An 18,686-nucleotide genomic window follows, 5' to 3' on the forward strand; every position below is an offset into this window, starting at 1 on the left:
TTTTACAATCGCAAGAGGCTACACTCTGCCATTGGCTATTGCTCCCCAGAAGAGTTCGAGCAGCAGGAGTTGAAGATGGCAGCATAAGGGTTTCTAACGTGTCCTCTATTGCGAAGATAGGCCAATGATCCCGAGACGAGAAAATGTGTGACGAGATCTGGGAGGGTGTACATACTCACGGGCAGGTTGGGGGTATGACCCTGATGGGGTCTATGTGGGGAGACCTTGGAGCAGGGTTAATCGTGTTGGTGCACAGGTGGATGTCTTGGGAATGTATGAGGGGGCGGCTCTTGATGATGGACCTATATGAAGAATGTTGTTGATTAACACACGTGCTCCGGGAGCAGGGGGGGCGGAAGGTTCGAATCTCTCATTCCTACAAAAAACAAGGCCTTTGGCTCACGCCAAGGGCCTTGTTTTCTGCCGTTCCGGTCCTTTTCCGGCCCACGGGAATCTTTTCTTTTCTCACCTGGGCTCTGTCGAGATCCACCCCAGCCATCACCCCTCCCTCCCCCAGCACGATCTTTTGTCACGATTTCAGGACGGAAGCTGTCTAGGAAACCAGTGGCGATTCAATCTTGAATTTCAGTTTTCTGGGCGGTTGTGTGATGAGGCTAAATGGGCTTTTTTTCTTCCGTTCGTGACACGATCACGCTTAGGTTGTTACCCTTTCCGATTCTTGTTCGCGAGAAACCGATATAACGGAACTGGCATGAAAACCTTTCCGATCCTTCTGGCCAGATATGCGGCCAGGAGGAAAGGAATTATAAGGATATGTTCGTCCGTCATCTCCATGATGATGACACCAGTAAGAGGAGCTTGGATTGCACCCGAGAAGAATGCCACCATTCCTAAGAGCGCGCAGACCTTGAAGTTGGAAAAATGAAAGAGCTTGGCGACGGTGAAGCCTAGGCCAGCGCCAATGGATAGAGACGGCGAAAAAATCCCCCCTGCCATGCCAGAAAGGTAGGAGAGCACGGTGGTGAAAAATTTCTCTATTCCAAAAAAAACCGGCCATTGATCGATGGATGGGCTTTCCAGGAATTTTCTCGTGATCTCGTACCCTGAACCAGCAGTCGCCCCGCCGCTCAAAAGCCCGATTGCTGCACAAAGAATCCCGCAGTACAGTGCCTTTTTCCACGCCTGGTCGGGCAGATTCACCATGGACGGAAAGGCAAGAATCCGTGCGAATGCACCCCCCATTACCCCTCCGGCGACTCCTAATAATAGCGTTTCTGGAAACAGATCCAAGCTCGGACTTGAAACGGAAGGATGTCCGAAATAAAGATAGTTCCCAGAGATGGCGAGCGCCGCTATGCCCGAAAGAATAACCGCCAGCATAATCATCTCGCGGAACCTGCCCAGAATACCTTCAGTTACTTCCTCTATGGCGAACGCGATACCGGCAAGAGGAGCATTGAAGGCAGCCGCGACTCCCGCGGCGGCACCGGCTGTAAGGAACGTCTGAAAATCAACTTCTGGCGCGATCCGTCGGGTGACACGACCAATCCACGCAAAAATGGATGCGGCGATCTGCACCGTTGGCCCCTCACGGCCGATTGAGGCGCCAGCAAGAGTCCCGACCACACTTGAGATCACTTTAACTACCGCGGTTCTCAGGGAGACAAGTGAACTTCTCCAAGGGGGATCGCCAGCTTTATCGTCGTGGACTTGGTCGATTGCCTCCAAGACCTGCGGGATCCCGCTCCCCTTTGCATCCGGTCCGAAAAACTGGACAACTAATGTGGCGCCTACGAAAAGAAGTGGAGTCGCCACTGTAACAATATAGGGGTGACCAGTGAAGAAATGGAAATACCATCCCTGCACAGAGGAGATGAGGTGCGCAAAAAGAACTGCGGCACCACCAACGAGAGCAGCAGCCGTCCATACTGCTAACTGAAGATATGTTTTCCGTTTCAAACTCATTTGGAAGGACCCCGTCTGCCACTACAGTTGTTACTTTTCGAGTACGACGAACTCAGCACGACGGTTCACGGCCCATGCAGTTGTTTTGTGACCTGGATCAACTGGCCTCTCTTCCCCGTAGCTGATTACAGAAAGACGATCGACTGGAATCCCAAGTTCTGTGAGGTATTTTTGGGCGGCTGTAGCGCGTTTTACTCCCAAGGCAAGGTTGTATTCATCTGAGCCTCGCTCGTCACAGTGGCCTGCAATCTGGATCTTGACGTCAGGGTCCTTCTTCATAATGTCAGCATTTTTTACCAGCGTGTCACGAGCTTCCTTAGACAGCAAAGAGGAATCAAAGTCAAAGTAAATTTTCTGGAGGGACGCCTTTAATTCGCCAGCCTGTGTAATTGGCTCTAGTTGTGCCGGCGGAGGGGGTTGCACGGATTCAACTTTTATCGGGGCCGGCTCAGTTTTTAACGGTGCGGCGGCCTGCGGCGGCGCCTCCGCTTTTTCCGGTGGCTTGGCAACTGTTGTTGACTGCGCCAGAGGGTCCTCGACTTTTACCATTTCGTGCTTAGCGCAGCCAACAGCCCCGAATGCGATGAAACTCAAGACTACGAATGTTAGAACTTCTCTTTTCATTGCTGCCTCCCTCTGACGTACTGGTTGACGGTTTGACTGGGTGCCTTGACGTTAGCCACAGCATTGTTATTTGCGACACGAATTATTAGCCATGCAAACTACTTTGTCAAGGATTTCAGGTGCGTATATGCGTCCCCAAAGGCAGGAGATTGAGCAGTTTATCAACAATCTCCAGGCCCTTAGCCAATACGCTCGGAGTGCCGAAAAGAGACCGGCCTAACCGACCCGTAACTATGGGAACTACAGATTCTCATCAACTCCCCGCATATACGGGGTTCTCAACTTGCTAACGACACGTACCTACGGGCGGTAACAGGTGTGGGAATTGTTGATCGGCTTGAAGCGAAAGGCCTCTTAAGCCGGACCAGATCGGCAGAGGATCGCAGGGATGTGGCCCATCAAGGTCCTTGTGTCAGGACCGCCAACGGCGACACCTGATTTTTTTTTAAGGAAAAGGACATGGCAGAGACCACGCTAGGTAGAGGCTGAAGCTGTTGACGGGGCACTTTTTGTGATGGAGTCGTTGCTACATGAGATTAGGCGAGAATGGTCGCGATTCCTAGGAAGTGTACCCACTGCTTATAAACGAAAAGAGGCTGGAGAGGTACCCTCCCCAGCCTGCCTTGCCAGTTGACGACTGCCCTAGTGGTCGATGGCCTTGGCCATGCCGATTCCCGTGTTCTGGCGGACGTACACTTCATCAAACATTTCCTCGGAGCGCCGACTCGGGAAGGCGAGGCAGCCGATAATCGCAGCCATAAAGCCCAGCGGGATGGAGATGATGCCAGGATTCTTTAAAGTAAACAGCGGCTTTTCAAGACCCACCATTGAGGTACCATCCTGTTTGGCGTCTTCCCTTGCCTTAGCAAGTGCCTTGGCATCGTTTTCGGAGAGAGTGGTGCCCGGAGGCAGTGCTGCCTGCTTCTGCTCCATTGCGGCGACGACCTTCTTGGCGCCAGCGGCTACTACCTTCGGATAGGTCATGTTTGGGGACACCATCACCAAGGCGATGGAGGCTACCGTACCGACAACGAGTCCGGAAATGACGCCGGCAGTATTGAACTTTCGCCAGAACAGTGAGAGGACGACGACAGGCAGGTTACCAGAAGCCGCCACGGCAAAGGCCAGCGCCACCAGGTGGGCGACGTTCTGCTTTTCAGCGGCGATGCCGATAACTATGCCGCAGGCCCCGACTACAAAGGAGGTGACGCGGGCCGCGAATACCTGCTCATGCTGATCGGCATGACCGTCCTTGATCACGTTGACGTATATGTCGTGGGCGATTGCCGCAGAGGCCGCAAGTACTAGGCCGGAAACGACGGCGAGAATGGTGGCGAAGGCGACGGCGCAGAGGAAGGCAAGGAAGAGGTCACCGACAATAGGGGAGATATCCGCGCCCATCTGCTGGGCCAGCATCAGGGTCGCCATGTTGCCGCCCTTGTCGACGGCAGTTATCCCCTGCGGGGAGAGATGGATGGCTGAGCCGAAACCGAGCAGAGTGGTAAGGATGTAGAAGCCGCCGATGATGAACATGGCTATGATGACGGACTTCCTAGCCGCCTGGGCGGTCGGAACGGTGAAGAAGCGCATCAGGATATGCGGCATTCCGGCGGTTCCGAGCACGAGCGCCATGCCCAGCGAGATCTGGTCGAGTGGATTCTTGAGGTAGAGTCCCGGCTCGAGAAAACGCTGACCTGCATCCATGCCGCTCATGATAATTCCGTCTTTTAGGACCATCTTGGAGACATGGTCCTGGATATTCGGATTGCTGACGATGGTGTCGAAGAAGCCAATCGGATTGAAGCCAGCCTTAGCCATGACGAGCACGGAGAGGAGAAAGGCGCCGGTCATCAGAAGCCCGGCCTTGATGATCTGTACCCAGGTGGTGGCAGTCATGCCGCCGAAGACGACGTAGCCGACCATAAGAATGCCGACGCCGATGATGGAGCTCTTGTAGGGGATACCTACCAGAAGGGCCATTAATTTGCCTGCGCCAACCATCTGGGCAGTCAAATAAAAGGTTGAAACCGAAACGGTGGAGATGGCCGCAAAGGCCCGCACCGGCTTGGGTGAGGTTCTGAAGGAAAGAATGTCGCCCAGTGTATATTTCCCTGCGTTGCGACATGGTTCGGCGACGATCAAAAGAACGGTGATGTAGGCGACTAGCCAGCCCACCGAATACATGAAGCCATCATAGCCGTACAGCGATATGAGGCCGGAGATCCCGAGGAAGGAGGCAGCCGACATGTAGTCACCGGCGATGGCCCAGCCGTTCTGGGTGCCCGTGATCCCCCCGCCGGCAGCGTAGAAGTCGGCCGCGCTCTTAGTCTTGCTGGCGGCCTTGACCACGACGGCCATGGTCACGGCGATAATGATTGCAAACATGGATATGGTGATGGCCTTGTTCGCCTTGAGTTCCTTGTGCTTGATCGGAGCCGCAGCAGCAGGCGCAGTCGCCGCCGGAGCGGGCGCCTGGGTGGTGGGTGCCGCAGTTGCGGTAGCACCTGAGCCAGCAGGTGCGGTCATGGCGGAGCTCGAACCCGCTGCTGCAGTGGCCTTGGACGGCTCCTCCGCAAAAGCGGCCGCGGCTACGGAGAGGGCCAGAGATGCTGCGATTATGATCTTCTTCAACGTCATGGCAAGCCTCCTGTGGTTATTTATGCAACTCGTCAATGAGTTCCCTCGTGAGCCGGTCGAAATCCTTGTTCGCGACGTGCGAGTAGTAGAGGGCGATCCCCCAGGAGACGAAGAACTGGGAGAGGGCGAAAACATACCCTACGTTTACAGGACCGATCACTTTTACCCTGAAGATTCCCGGGGTGTACGCTGCACCGATAGGCAGCAGGAAATAGTAGGCGCAGGAGAACATCCACCATCCAAAAAGGAAGGCCGATTTCTTGTGATGCAACTCCACGAACTTCGGGTTCCTGGCTATTGCCGACCAGTCATACTTTTTTTCTGCCATGGTGATTCCTCCTGTTGAAAAGGTTGCGCAGCCTTGGTGGATAAAGATTCTCCTTCCCGGAGAGCTTATGTCGATGCTTATACTTCATGCGGGAAGGTACCCGAACCTGGCGGAAAGGAGGCTTGCTCCCTCCTGAAGGGAAGGGATGATCTCGTGCTCGACCCGTTCCGCCAGCATTCTGAAGGAGGGGGCAAGCAAGGTGATGGCGCCAATCACCTTCCCTGCGTAGTCACGGACAGCTACCGCAACGCTGATAACGCCATCCCCCAATCCGCCGTCGTCGACGGCGACCCCAGTGGCTCTGATTTCCTGCAGTTCGCTCGCCAGTTTTTCCAGGTCAGGCTGCCTTCCGCGTCCGTCGTCCCTCCTGCAGATCCGCTCCAGTAAATCCCATGAATCAACCGCCTTCATGACCTTCCCCGCGGCGTTGGTGAAAAACGGGAATTTCCTTCCTATAAATGGTTGCGCCTTGATCGGCCGGTCGCAGTCGACCATGTTGAGGAACAGCACCTCGTTGTCCTTAATGACAGTCATATAGACCGCTTCATCATGTTTGCGGGCGAGGTTCTCCATGATCGGATGGGCATAGGTTACAAGGTTCGAGCCGTCGGAGGGCTCTCGAAGGACCTCCCTGGTATGCCTAGCGAGATTCGAGCTATCGGCAAGTTTGCGACCGAGGGCAATGGTCCTTGTGCCAAGTCGGTACTCTCCGGTTATCGAGTCGCGTTCCACCAAGCCCTTTTCCATCAGGGTGGCCAGCAGGCGGAAGGTCTTGTTTCTGCTAAACCCAATGCCGTCAGCCAGCGCTTGAAGCGGGATTTGTTCGGGACTTTCCGCCAGTTTTTCCAACAATTCCAAAGCTTTTTTGACGTTACGGATAGTATAGTTTGTGTCTGATTCTCGCATGGCGACCTCTCATTAGAGACTCCGTCCAATCGAAATGTCGTATGGCGGGTCCTGGTCGTAGGTTGGAAATCGAAAGCAGGCCCTGCCCCACCACCGCTTAGGTGCGCAGCTGTCCGTATCGGGGCACGGAGACAACCGGCGAGCGAAGTCACAGCCCCGGCTCACCGTCCAGAATAGCCTTTGACCAAAGGGAGGATGAGGTGACGCACCTTTCCGGATGCTGTATGGGCTGTGGCACCCCTTCTGGAGTGGCAGCAACGCGGTGCTAGGACAATGCGGAGGCGAGTGACGGGGGAGCCCTTGAGTGGAGTGAAACGGGGAAAGTGGCAGCGGAGCCGGTTGGGTGAAGGGTAACGAGGTCTTTGATTTCGACAGGGGAAGCAACGACAACGACTGGCAGAGAGAGTTCCAGTTCCCACGGCTGGTTGCACGATTTTACGGCGGGGGCCTTCGAAACCTTTTCAACTACCGCACGTGGCCGCTGCTTGGGACCATGGTTATGCTCCAGCGCAGGATTCCTCATCCCCAAAATGATGAGGAAGAATACTGGGGCAACAATCGATAATGTCAAAAGGAGTCTTCTACTCATACCAGATCGTTTGTGCTCAAATGTTTGGTGTAGAAACTGATGTGAATATAACGTAATTTTACAATTTGACAACAAAAAAGTTCAAGCTCTGGCTCAGACCTCGCAACACACTGTTTTTAAATTATTTTTTAAGCAAACATGAGAATGTAGACGCAGTCGTGCCACAACAACAGGTTGAGGTATTTTTGGCGTTTTCAACATATATCAACTCGTTATTGGAAATTGCTTTCTACGTACAATCTCCTGTGATATACAGGGAGAAACTTCCAGACCAGAGGAGCTTATGAAAGGGCGCGAAAAGGCCATCGTCGTAGCCGACATCATCGATAACATCCGCCGCGTGTTTCAGGCCGTCAACGAGTACTCAAAGAAGGCGGAACGGGAGACGGGACTGACCGGACCACAGCTGTGGGCGATAAAGGTGGTAGCGGAGAGCGGTCCCTTGAAGGTCTCGGAACTGGCGCGGCGGATGTACCTTCATCCTGCCACTGTTGTGGGGGTTATAGACCGGCTCGAAGGACGGGGCCTAGTATCTCGCATGCGCTCACGGGAGGACAGACGTGTCGTGAAGATAGAGCTGACTGAGCAGGGGAAAACTCTCATCGTCAACGCTCCGGAAGTGGCCCAGGGGCTGCTCGTCAGGGGACTCGAGACTCTTGAGCACGAGCAGCTACTCCGTATGTCGGTAGATCTCGAACGGCTCGTCGAAATCCTGGGCGCTCAGGAGCTCCCCCCCAAACTTCTTCTTTCATCGGAGATCAACCTACCAGGTCGTTCCGTTCCGAAATGATCATTGGAGCCACTGATCGCCACTATCGGTAGAAGCAGTATGCGCCCTCGGCACCAGTGGTCCATTCGGAATTGCCTGACCCGTCAAAGTAGATAATTTTGACCTGCCTCATCGCCTCCCGTAGCGCCACCAGCACCCAGACCTTGTTACATAACTTCCCGCCTGAAAACAAAATCATAAATCATGTGCTGAATGAGCAGACTCGCCAGTACGTGACTAATGCTTAGCTTATGACGCTTTGCTGTGATGCTGTGAGTCATCCGATCAGCCTTGACTCGCCTTAGAAATGTCAGTATTATTTGCAAAGCTAATTATTCGGTACGCTAACGTTAGTGCCAAATCTTTGGAGTGCATCATGGGACGCAGTGAGCAGATTTCGCAAGTTATTGACAACCTAAGGAGGATCTTCCAGGCCGTGGGTGAGTATTCACGCAGCGCCGAAAGGGAGACCGAGCTTACCGGGCCGCAGCTGTGGGCCCTGAAGATCCTCGACAAACAGGCTCCTTTGCGCGTTTCCGAACTGGCCCGGCAGATGTACCTGCGCCCGGCTACCGTGGTAGGGGTGCTGGACCGTCTAGAAGCAAAGGGGCTGGTGACCCGGACCCGCTCGACACAGGACCGCCGCGCGGTCGATCTTGAGCTGACAGACGCGGGCAAAGGGCTCGTCGCCAAGGCTCCGGAGGTTGCCCAGATCATGCTGGTAAACGGGCTATCCGCGCTTGAAGAGGAAGAATTCGACCGCGTCATCGAGGGGATGCAGCATATGGTAAAAATACTGGGGGCGGAGCACCTGATGCCGCAGCCACTGCACAGCTGACATACCCCCCGAAAACGATGGAGGAGGCTCCCCATGAAGCATTCTCTCGACCTCGCGCTGATAGGCAACTGCCAGGTCGGCGCGCTCATCGACACCCAGGCGGAGATCGTTTGGTACTGCCTGCCACGCTTCGACGGCGACCCGGTCTTCTGCTCACTGCTTCAGGAACACGAACTGGGCGAGGGGCTCGGCTACTGCAGCATCGAGCTCGTGGACCAGGTGGCGAGCGAGCAGGATTATCTCGCAAACTCCGCAGTCCTCGTCACCCAAATGACCGATTCCCGGGGGGGCGTGGTGGAGGTCACCGACTTCGCCCCGCGTTTCCTGCAGTACGGCAGGATTTATACCCCGATCATGCTGGTCCGGCAGGTGCGCCGGCTGCACGGCACGCCGAGGATCGTCATCAGGGTGCGTCCCGCCCGCAACTACGGCGCGGAGCGCGGCGAATACACTTATGGAAGCCATCATATCCGCTACGTCTCACCGTACATGGTGCTGCGCCTCTCCACCGACGCCTCCGTGACCGCCATCCTGCAGGAACTCCCCGTTGTGCTCGATGACGAAGTGAACCTCGTGTTCGGCCCGGACGAGACGGTGCAGGAGAGCGTCTCGGAGCTCGCGCGCCGCTTCAAAGCTGAGACCCTCGCCTACTGGCAGGAATGGGTGCGGGACCTCGGGATCCCGTTCGAGTGGCAGGACGAGGTGATCAGGGCGGCCATCACGCTAAAGTTGAACGCCTTCGAGGACACCGGCGCCATCGCCGCGGCCCTCACCACATCCATCCCGGAGGCGCCGGACTCGGGCAGGAACTGGGACTACCGCTACTGCTGGCTGCGCGACGCCTACTTCGTGGTGAATGCACTGAACCGCCTCGGTGCGACCAAGACCATGGAGCGCTACCTGCGCTACCTGGTCAACGTGGTCGCGGGGAGCGATGGCGGCTATCTACAGCCGGTATACGGCATCGACGGTAACGGTAACCTGGAAGAGAAGGAGATGCCCTCGCTGCAGGGTTACCGCGGCATGGGACCGGTCCGTGTGGGAAACCAGGCCTGCCTGCAGGTCCAGCACGACGTCTACGGCTCGGCCGTGCTCGCGGTCACCCACGTATTCTTCGATCATCGCCTCATGCAGCGCGGCGACGTCCCGCTTTTCCAGCGCCTCGAGCCGCTGGGCGAGATGGCGATCCGGGTGCACGACCAGCCCGACGCCGGGCTGTGGGAACTCAGGGGAAGCCGCAGGGTCCACACCTTCTCGAGCATCATGTGCTGGGCCGCCTGCGACCGGCTGGCGAAGATCGCGGAACGCCTGGGCCTCAGGGAGCGGGCAGCATACTGGGAGGCCCAGGCGCAGCGCATCCACGAGACGGTGTGCCGGCGGGGCTGGAACGAGGAGAAAAAGAGCTTCACGGCGGCCTTCGAGGGGGAAACGCTGGATGCGAGCCTCCTTCTCATGCACGACGTCGGTTTCCTCGCAGCGGATGACCCGCGCTTCGCCGCGACGGTCGCGGCCATCGAGCGCGAGTTGCGCCGCGGGGACTACATCTTCCGCTACGTCGAGGAGGACGATTTCGGCGCTCCCCAAAACGCGTTCATCGTCTGCACTTACTGGTACATCTACGCCCTGGTCGCCCTCGGGCGCACCGAGGAGGCGCGCCGGCTCTTTGAGAACCTTCTGGCGCACCACAACCGGCACGGCCTGATGGCCGAGCACGTCGATGTCGCGACCGGGGAGCAGTGGGGCAATTTCGTGCAGACCTACAGCATGGTCGGGCTGATCAACGCGGCAATCCGCCTCTCGAAAAGATGGGACACCGCGTTTTAGGACGGACAGCAATGGCAGGAATCGGCACAGCATTCCACCGCGGCATGATGAAGGCCTATCTGGCTATGAAGGCGGATATGGTGCAGCACCGCGAGGTGATCAAAGAAGTGGTAGCCTCGGTGGACGGCTCCTGGGTCTACTACGTCATGCTGATCCTGGCCGGGGTCATCGCACTACTGGGACTCCTTCTCAACAGCGTCGCGGTAGTGATAGGGGCGATGCTGATCTCTCCACTCATGGGGCCGATCATCTCCGCGAGCCTTTCCTTCACCATAGGCGACCTCGCGCTCGTCCGGCGCACCTTCCGGACACTAGGTACGAGCATCGCGCTCACCGTGGCTGTAAGCGCCCTCATAACGTTTTTGTCTCCCCTGAAGGAACCGACGGTGGAGATCCTGTCCCGGGTGAGACCCAACATCCTGGACCTGTTCATTGCAGCCCTGTCGGGGGGCGCCGGTGCGGTAGCCCTGTGCACAAAGCGCAACTACCTGATCACGTCGACCGGTGTGGCGGTCGCGACCGCCGTCATCCCCCCCCTGAGCGTGACCGGCTACGGACTGGGAACCTGGCAGCCGATGCTTGCCCTTGGCGGATTCCTGCTCTTCTTCACCAACTTCGTGGCCATCATCCTGAGCTCAGACATCATCTTTTTCATTCTGGGCTTTAGAACCAGCCACGTCGAAGCGCCGCAGTACTCGCATCGCACCAGGCTGGCCGTCATCACCACGGTTTTGACCCTCATATCCGTGCCGCTCATCTACACGCTGGGCAGCGATGTAACGAGGATTAAGAACGAGAAGCGCATCGAACGGGTGCTTAGAAGTCGGCTTGACCGGGAACTCGCCTCGCGCCTGACCGGATACCGGTTCCGGCAGGAGGGGAAGGATCTGCTGGTGATGGCATCGGTAAACACGGTGCGCTTTCTTCCCAAGCCGGCACAAAAGGAAATCGAAAAGGAGCTGACCCAGGGACTGCGGCGCCCGGTGCGGTTGGAGCTTGAGCAGGTGATCGTGGCCTCGGAAAGCCAGCTCAGGGGGCAAACCACAAAGGTGGGGGGCAGCCCGGTGCAGGCGGTGAAGGAGAGTCCCGCCGAGCTCGCAGCGAGGACGAGGTCGCTCGTGGCACGCATCGAGCGGGAGCTGGCCGGAGCCCTCACCCCTTTCGCGGTCTCGGGGACCACGGTGAGTTTCTCTGGCGACCAGGAGCCCCTGCTGGTGAGCGCCACGCTGGCAAGGGATTATGTGCTCAGCGATGACGAGCGCCTGCTTTTGAGCCGGCAGTTGCAGCAGACACTGGGGGTCCCGGTACGGCTTGCCATCGGGGTTGCCCCGATGCTCCCGCCTATGGTTTTCGCGGGGGACGGCTCCCTGGCAAGCGAAAGCAAAAATGAGTTGGAGGTGGTGCGTAGTCTCCCCGAAGGACCATCTGCCTTCCGTTTCGTTGTTGCCGGGCCGAAGGGGAGTGGTCGCAAGCTCAGCTCCCTCGAACGCTATCTGGCCGAACAGCTCGCCATACCGGCACAGGCTGTGACCACTACCAGACTGCCCGGTCGGGTGGGCGCGGTGACGCTGCGCGTCATGCGAAACGACAAGTGAGGTGAACATTGAAAGTAGGACTTATAGGATTCGGCAAGACTGGCAAGGCTGTAGCGTCGGTGCTGCTGCAGAGTAAGGAGACCAACTTGCAGTGGGTGGTGCGCAGATCCCACAACCTCGAACACAGGTCTGTACCAGAGTTTCTGGGGATCGATTCGGAGGAGCCGGGATACATCTATTCCGCGGATGAATTCGCAGGAGCGGAACTGCTGGAGCGGTTCCCCGTGGATGTGATTATCGACTTTTCCTCCGAGCAGGGTGTGCGTTATTACGGTGAGGCGGCCCGTGACCGCAAAGTGGCCGTGGTGAGCGCGATCTCCTCGTATTCGGCGCAGACGGTGGCGTACCTGAAATACCTGGCGCAAAAGACCCGGGTGCTGTGGTCCCCCAACATCACCGTCGGCATCAACTTCCTCATCATAGCGGCCAGAATCCTTAAGAACATCGCTCCGTACACGGACATCGAGATCGTTGAAGAACATTTCAAGGCGAAGCCCGAGGTCTCAGGAACGGCCAAAAAGATCGCCTCGTCCCTGGGGCTCGAAGAGGACGTCATCAAGACGGTTCGTGCCGGCGGCATCATCGGGGTGCACGAGATCCTCTTCGGCTTCCCCTACCAGACGGTGCGACTAAAGCACGAGTCCATCACCCGCGAAGCCTTCGGCAACGGCGTGCTCTTCGCGGCGAAGCACCTGCACGAAAGGGGCGCCGGGCTATACAGCATGGAGGATCTCATGCTCCCCTATTTCAACGCGGGATCGGCTCAGGCGGCGTAGTGGGCCAGGCCGCAGGGAGGCTCCCATGAAGAAGGTGGTATCGAGTTCGTCCCTCAAGTCGCTCAGGCTCTCCCTGAGGTTCATCGTGCCGCTTGCGGTGGCCCTAGGGCTATTGGCCATCGCGGCGGTCCCCTTGGTGGACCGGCTCACCATGCACTGGTTCATGCGCGACATGGACATACGGTCACGCCTGATCACCAATACCCTGCACGATCAGCTGGTGGAACTGCTGCAGCAAGACAATGGAGCGAGGATCAGGTTGCTTCTGAACAGGGCCGTGCAGGACGAGCGGCTTCTGGCGCTGGGGTATTGCGATCGCCGCGGCAAGCTCCTTTACAAGACCCCCGCCTTCCCTGAGACACTCGTCTGCCCAGTGCCTCAGGCCGCGGGTGCGGAAAAGGGCCGGGTGCTCCACCTTCGCCAAGGGGCGGTGCATGTGGCCGTGCACCCGGTCGGGGTCCCGTCGGCCGGCGCCGGCTCCCTAATCCTGGTGCATGACATGAGTTTCGTCGAGCGCCGCAGCGAAGACACCCGCAACTACATCATCGCCTTCTTTGCACTGCTGGGTGTGGTAGTTTCCGCCATCACCGTTTTCGTCGCCCACCTGAGCTGGCGCGGCTGGCTGGAAGGGGTTCGGGCCATGCTCCGGGGGGAGGGGATCGTCAAGCCATTTTCGCAGCCTGCGGTAGACCCCGAACTGCAGCCCCTGGTCGGGGACCTGCGGGCCCTGCTGCGTGCACTGGACAGCGAGCGGCGTCTGGCCGACGACGCCACCATCACCTGGAGCCCGGACGCGCTGCGCAACCTGCTGCACAAGCAGTTGACCGGCGAACGCATCATCGTGGTGTCCAACCGGGAACCCTACATCCACATCAGGAAAGGGGACGGCATCGAGGTGCACCGCCCGGCTAGCGGTCTGGTCACGGCCGTCGAGCCGGTGATGCGCGCCTGCTCAGGGACCTGGATCGCCCACGGCAGCGGCAGCGCTGACCGGCTGGTCACCGACCGCCATGACCGGGTCGCGGTTCCTCCGGACACCCCGGAATACACCCTCAGGCGCATATGGCTCAGCAAGGAGGAGGAGAGCGGCTATTACTATGGCTTCGCCAACGAGGGGCTCTGGCCCCTGTGCCACATAGCCCACGTCCGCCCGATCTTCCGTTCCAGCGATTGGCAGCAGTATCGGGAGGTGAATCAGCGTTTCGCCGACGCCGTGGTCCGGGAGGCCGATAGCGACGACCCGGTGGTGCTGGTGCAGGATTACCATTTCGCACTGCTGCCAGGCATGATCCGCAGGGCGCTCCCCAAGGCGACCGTGATCACCTTCTGGCACATCCCCTGGCCCAACCCGGAATCCTTCGGGATCTGTCCCTGGCGCGAGGAGCTTCTGGAGGGGATGCTGGGTTCGACCATCCTCGGCTTCCACACCCCGTTCCACCGCAAGAACTTCCTGGAGACGGTGGACCGCTACCTGGAGACCCGGATTGAGCACGAGTCCTCAACCATCAGCCGGAGTGGAAGCCTCACCATGGTAGAGAGCTATCCCATCTCAATCCAGTGGCCCCCGCCGTGGCAGGACCGTCAGCCCCCGGTGGCGCAGTGCCGAGAGGAGTTAAGGAGAGAACTCGGGGTGGGGCCGGAGCATCTGGTGGGGATCGGCGTGGACCGCCTCGACTACACCAAAGGGATACTGGAGCGTTTTAGGGCGGTGGAGAAGACCATAGAGCAGCACCCGGAACTGGCAGGACGCTTCACCTTCATCCAGATCGCCGCGCCCTCCCGCTCCGCCCTGGAGGACTACCAGGCCTTCGATGCCCAGGTGCATGCGCTGGCCCAGCGGGTGAACCAGCGCTTTTCCGGTGAGGGGTGGCAACCCATCATTCTGAAGGCCGAGCACCACGAGCCCGAGGTGGTGAACCGCTACTACCGAGGCGCAGACGTATGCGTGGTGACGAGCCTCCATGACGGCATGAACCTCGTGGCCAAAGAGTTCGTGGCCGCGAGGGACGACGAGCAGGGCGTTCTGGTTTTGAGCCAGTTCACCGGTGCCGCCCACGAGATGCACGAGGCACTTATCGTAAATCCCTATCACATAGAACAGACGGCCGAGGCCATCTTCCGCGCACTCATCATGCCACAGTTCGAGCAGCGTGAGAGGATGCGCAGCATGCGCGCCCTGGTGCGCGATTTCAACGTGTACCGCTGGGCCGGGCGGATGCTACTCGATGCCGCCCGGGTGCGCCAGCGCGAGAAGCTCTCGGCCCGGATCAGGAGAAACCAGTAATGCCCAGTTACCTCTTTCAGTTTGAAGAACTCGCAGCCTTCACGCACCACGTGGCACCGGACACGCTTTTCGCCTTCGACCTGGACGGCACCCTTGCCCCCATCGTCATCGATTACGGCGAGGCCAAGGTCGCCAAATCGGTACGCAGCGTCCTGCAGCGTCTGATGGGGCTGGCCAAGGTGGCCATCATCACCGGGAGGTCGCGCCAGGATGCCATCGGCATCCTGGGATTCCAGCCGCACCTCGTAATCGGGAACCATGGTGCGGAATGGCCGGGACGGAGCAGCGAGCGGCGGTGGGAGCTGGTCCAGCTTTGCCTCAAGTGGCGGGACCGTTTGCACACGGCGCTTTTCTACGAGCCGGGAATAGAGATCGAGTTCAAGGGGGAATCGCTAAGCCTGCACTACCGCAAGTGCGAGGACCCACAGCGCGCGTTGGTGATGATCAATACGGCCATCGATGACCTCGAGCCGCCACCACGAACCATCGGCGGGAAATACGTTGTCAACGTGGTCCCCGCGGAGGCCTTCGGCAAGGGGGAGGCGTTGGCGGCTGCCATGGAGGAGTTGGGGTGCTCCAGGGCAATCTATTTCGGTGACGACGAGACCGACGAGGAGGTGTTCCGGCTTGCTCGCAGCGACGTTTTCGGTGTGCACGTCGGCAAGAACGACCACTCGGCGGCGACCTATTACCTCAACCAGCAGTCGGAAATACTAGGACTGCTCAATTCTATGGTGGGCATCCTAGAGGCGCACTGTGAGAGCGAGTCACAGTGCTGTGACGGCTGAAGGGTCGCCGCAACGGGAGGAACGATGGCTGAGCAGGTAGAAATCTTCGGCAATTCGCTGGTGCAGCATGATCAGGCTACGCGTAGGGCCACACTGGCCCTGCTGGATCCGGAGGACGCCCCGAACGTTATCCATCATTTGGAGCTTTTGGCCGTTTCACGCGGGTACACCAAGGTTACGGCTAGGGTCCCTGCAGCCCACATCCGGCACTTCGTCGTCGCGGGGTACCGGTTGGAGGCAGCCATCCCGCATTTCTACGGGGAAGGGGAGACCGCCTGTTTTCTCGCCCGCCATTTCGGAGATGCCCCGGACCCTGAGCGGATGCCGCTGCTTTTGAGGAGGATCCTGGCAGCCACCGAGATGCAGTCTCTGGCGGGTCCGGTGCCGTTGCCGGAAGGTGGGGTCCTCAGGTCAGTGGAACCTGCGGAGATCGGCGAGGTGGTTTCGCTGTACCGCACGGTCGGTGTTGCCAAGTCCGCAGCGGTGGACGATCCGATCTTCCTCGACAACGTCCTGGGGCGGGGCGACCTCTTCCTCGGGCTGTGGATCGAAGGCATCCTGGTCGCTGCATGCGCGGCGATCTTCGATCCGGCGACGGGCACGGCAGAACTGGCTCATTTCGTCGTACTGCCCGAGCACCGGGGGAAGGGACTCGCCCTGCTGTTGCTGCAGCGCATCGCGGAACTTTCCGCGGCTTGCGGTGCCAGGCTGCTGTGGTCAGCCGCGCGCGCCTACGCCCCCGGGATTAACATTACCTTTGCCAAGGGTGGATACCATTACGGGGGAACCCTGACCAACAGCACCAGCATCTACGGTGCGCCGGAGAGCGTTAACGTCTGGCACAAGTGTCTTGCCGAAGATCCTGCTCTGGCATGGAGTTCCCTCTTTTTAACCAATTCGGACTAAAGGTGAGACCACAGACAAATGCATAATTTATCATACAGGATCCTGCAGTATCTATTGATCGCAAACAGATTTGAAAGTCATCTCGCATATATGCTTGTACTCAACATGTCTACTGATTAAGCCATATTTGTAAGACAGAGGCAGCAATAACCCTACGATGATATATTTCATGGTGGAGCGGATATGGTAGCAAGAAGTATAAGGAAAAATTACAAAAAAGTTAGGAACCTTTTCTTTGACTTTTTCGAGAGCGAAAAAGCCTCAGGTTTTTTGCTAATTGCCTGCACCGCTTTTTCCATAATGTTGGCAAATTCATCTAGTCGCTCCATGTATATTGGTATGTGGCATTATGAAGTTCTTGGGCACAGCCTGCAATACTGGATCAATGACGGACTCATGGCTATTTTTTTCTTGTTGATCGGGTTGGAAATCGAGAGGGAACTCTATGTGGGTGAACTATCTAACCGACACAACGCTTTGCTGCCGATTGCTGCAGCCATTGGTGGCATGGCGACACCGGCACTGTTTCACTTCCTCCTCAACCGAGAGACAGCAACAGTACACGGCGCTGGCATCCCCATGGCGACGGATATCGCCTTCGCACTCGGGATCTTGTCCCTGGTGGGAAACAAGGTGCCTACTTCGCTTAAGATTTTTCTTACAGCTCTGGCTATTATCGATGATTTAGGCGCTATTATAGTCATTGCCCTTTTTTACGTGACAGACTTTTCACCAATGTATTTTGCCTCCGCCTTAGCGATATTTGGTTTACTGCTGCTTCTAAACCGCTGCAACATGAATCGCCTTTCTGTTTATCTCATTCTCGGTGGCATAATGTGGTTTTTTATGCTCAACTCTGGTGTCCACGCCACCATTGCCGGGGTCTTGCTAGCCTTTGCTATTCCATTCAGGAAAATCCGAAACAATTCGCCGTCGTATAGGCTACAGCACTTTTTGCATAAGCCCGTTGCCTTTTTCATTATGCCAATTTTCGCTCTAGCCAATACAGGCATCACGTTGGCTGGAAATTGGGCAGAAGGACTTGCGACTCCCAATAGTCTGGGCATTTTTGCAGGCTTACTGGCAGGTAAACCGCTTGGAATACTTTTGTTTAGCTACCTCTCAGTTAAAGTAGGACTGACGAAGTTGCCAAATCACGTTGGCTGGAAGCATATCATCAGCGTTGGTTTTCTTGGCGGAATAGGATTTACAATGTCTATTTTCATCACGCTGCTTGCTTTTGGAGATCCGGCAGTGGTTGAGAGTTCTAAGCTCAGCATTTTGTTTACTTCCATGCTCTCAGGTACCATCGGATACATATTGTTGACCCGGCAGTCAACAACGTAAGAGCTATGGTTAAGCTTCAGAACAATTTATGTTACTGTTTCAATTGCATCAGCCATATTACGAGAATCGACTTCAACGGACCCTACTGCCTCTCAGTCGAAATTATTGCTAAGCCGCTTCCAAAGCCATGACCACCGCGACCGAGGCCCCGACCATGGGGTGTTCTCTATACCGATAACACCCATCATCTCCACATAAGCAGATACATACAAGCAACCGGTGAACTCGGTGTCGGAGTGCTTCCGTCCCATGGTGTCGGTCATGCCAATGAATCTGGAACAGCAGCCATGTTGTGTAGTTCTGGACTGAATTCAAGGTCGTGAGGAGTGAAGATGATCGGCTAACGCAACGTTCCCGTGCTAATTGCAATTCACGAATCTCTACGACTGACACTACATCCGCAAGATACGATAGCAGGACACTCACTGAAGTGGTTGCGGTTTTTGAGACAGGGTGATAAGCAATGGACCGACCTATTTCCAGAGGAGAGGTTCAATGCCACAACATCGCACCCGTCACAGCGCAGAATTCAAAGCCAAAGTAGCCGTT

At 57.3% G+C, this 18,686-nt stretch carries 17 protein-coding genes; 11 read left to right on the forward strand and 6 right to left on the reverse strand.

The annotated features are described in order from the left end of the window. A partial coding sequence (locus KOM00_RS21115) for an IS3 family transposase (protein WP_407931680.1) occupies window positions 1–87 on the forward strand: 87 nt, incomplete at its 5' end. Window positions 88–663: 576 nt separating this feature from the next. Here KOM00_RS21115 and KOM00_RS19995 read toward each other — a convergent pair. Together KOM00_RS19995 and pal are read right to left on the reverse strand one after the other, a co-directional pair. Then, window positions 664–1,926 (reverse strand): chloride channel protein, encoded by a 1,263-nt coding sequence (locus KOM00_RS19995; RefSeq protein WP_216500778.1) that lies wholly within the window; start codon window positions 1,924–1,926, stop codon window positions 664–666. Window positions 1,927–1,956: 30 nt separating this feature from the next. Then, the gene (pal, locus tag KOM00_RS20000) at window positions 1,957–2,550 is read right to left on the reverse strand and encodes a peptidoglycan-associated lipoprotein Pal (protein ID WP_216500779.1); all 594 of its coding nucleotides are present in this window, start codon (window positions 2,548–2,550) and stop codon (window positions 1,957–1,959) included. A gap of 252 nt (window positions 2,551–2,802) precedes the next feature. Between pal and KOM00_RS21120 the strand changes: the two genes are divergently transcribed. Further along, window positions 2,803–2,988, forward strand: a complete 186-nt coding sequence (locus KOM00_RS21120; protein WP_407931700.1) for a MarR family transcriptional regulator — start codon at window positions 2,803–2,805, stop codon at window positions 2,986–2,988. A gap of 204 nt (window positions 2,989–3,192) precedes the next feature. Here the strand turns inward: KOM00_RS21120 and KOM00_RS20010 are convergent, their stop codons facing one another. From KOM00_RS20010 to KOM00_RS20020, 3 genes are all read right to left on the reverse strand, one after another. Beyond that, entirely contained in the window at window positions 3,193–5,187 is a 1,995-nt protein-coding gene (locus KOM00_RS20010) for a solute symporter family protein (RefSeq protein WP_407931699.1), read from the reverse strand. 16 nt (window positions 5,188–5,203) lie between these two features. Further along, a complete protein-coding gene (locus KOM00_RS20015) occupies window positions 5,204–5,515 on the reverse strand; it encodes a DUF485 domain-containing protein (protein ID WP_216500780.1) in 312 nt (103 codons plus the stop codon). An 84-nt stretch (window positions 5,516–5,599) separates the two neighbouring features. Continuing rightward, window positions 5,600–6,421: an IclR family transcriptional regulator gene (locus KOM00_RS20020; RefSeq protein WP_216500781.1), complete on the reverse strand. Its 822-nt coding sequence runs from the start codon at window positions 6,419–6,421 to the stop codon at window positions 5,600–5,602. Window positions 6,422–7,293: 872 nt separating this feature from the next. On the opposite strand from KOM00_RS20020, the gene KOM00_RS20025 reads away from it, so the two are divergent. The 9 genes from KOM00_RS20025 (at window position 7,294) to nhaA (ending at window position 18,137) form a co-directional block, all read left to right on the forward strand. After that, window positions 7,294–7,800 carry a MarR family winged helix-turn-helix transcriptional regulator gene (locus KOM00_RS20025; RefSeq protein ID WP_216500782.1) on the forward strand — a complete coding sequence of 169 codons (507 nt, stop codon included), beginning with the start codon at window positions 7,294–7,296 and terminating at the stop codon, window positions 7,798–7,800. A gap of 355 nt (window positions 7,801–8,155) precedes the next feature. Then, a complete protein-coding gene (locus KOM00_RS20030; protein ID WP_216500783.1) occupies window positions 8,156–8,617 on the forward strand; it encodes a MarR family winged helix-turn-helix transcriptional regulator in 462 nt (153 codons plus the stop codon). Window positions 8,618–8,650: 33 nt separating this feature from the next. After that, window positions 8,651–10,441 (forward strand): glycoside hydrolase family 15 protein, encoded by a 1,791-nt coding sequence (locus KOM00_RS20035; protein WP_216500784.1) that lies wholly within the window; start codon window positions 8,651–8,653, stop codon window positions 10,439–10,441. A gap of 11 nt (window positions 10,442–10,452) precedes the next feature. Further along, window positions 10,453–12,036, forward strand: coding sequence for a TIGR00341 family protein (locus KOM00_RS20040; RefSeq protein WP_216500785.1), 1,584 nt, complete (start codon window positions 10,453–10,455; stop codon window positions 12,034–12,036). Between the two features lie 8 nt (window positions 12,037–12,044). Then, window positions 12,045–12,812, forward strand: coding sequence for a 4-hydroxy-tetrahydrodipicolinate reductase (locus tag KOM00_RS20045; protein WP_216500786.1), 768 nt, complete (start codon window positions 12,045–12,047; stop codon window positions 12,810–12,812). Window positions 12,813–12,837: 25 nt separating this feature from the next. Beyond that, window positions 12,838–15,096, forward strand: a complete 2,259-nt coding sequence (locus tag KOM00_RS20050; protein WP_216500787.1) for an alpha,alpha-trehalose-phosphate synthase (UDP-forming) — start codon at window positions 12,838–12,840, stop codon at window positions 15,094–15,096. After that, window positions 15,096–15,884 (forward strand): trehalose-phosphatase, encoded by a 789-nt coding sequence (otsB, locus tag KOM00_RS20055; RefSeq protein ID WP_216500788.1) that lies wholly within the window; start codon window positions 15,096–15,098, stop codon window positions 15,882–15,884. The genes KOM00_RS20050 and otsB overlap by 1 nt, the downstream gene beginning before the upstream one ends. Window positions 15,885–15,908: 24 nt before the next feature. Then, window positions 15,909–16,790, forward strand: coding sequence for a GNAT family N-acetyltransferase (locus KOM00_RS20060; protein WP_216500789.1), 882 nt, complete (start codon window positions 15,909–15,911; stop codon window positions 16,788–16,790). A 183-nt stretch (window positions 16,791–16,973) separates the two neighbouring features. Beyond that, complete coding sequence (nhaA, locus tag KOM00_RS20065; protein WP_216500790.1) at window positions 16,974–18,137, forward strand: Na+/H+ antiporter NhaA; 1,164 nt, start codon at window positions 16,974–16,976, stop codon at window positions 18,135–18,137. 92 nt (window positions 18,138–18,229) lie between these two features. On the opposite strand, the gene KOM00_RS21125 is transcribed toward nhaA, so the two are convergent. After that, entirely contained in the window at window positions 18,230–18,400 is a 171-nt protein-coding gene (locus tag KOM00_RS21125) for a GGGtGRT protein (RefSeq protein ID WP_216500791.1), read from the reverse strand. Window positions 18,401–18,686: the final 286 nt, after the last annotated feature.

The sequence above is a fragment of the Geomonas diazotrophica genome (assembly GCF_018919385.1).
GTDB lineage: Bacteria > Desulfobacterota > Desulfuromonadia > Geobacterales > Geobacteraceae > Geomonas > Geomonas diazotrophica.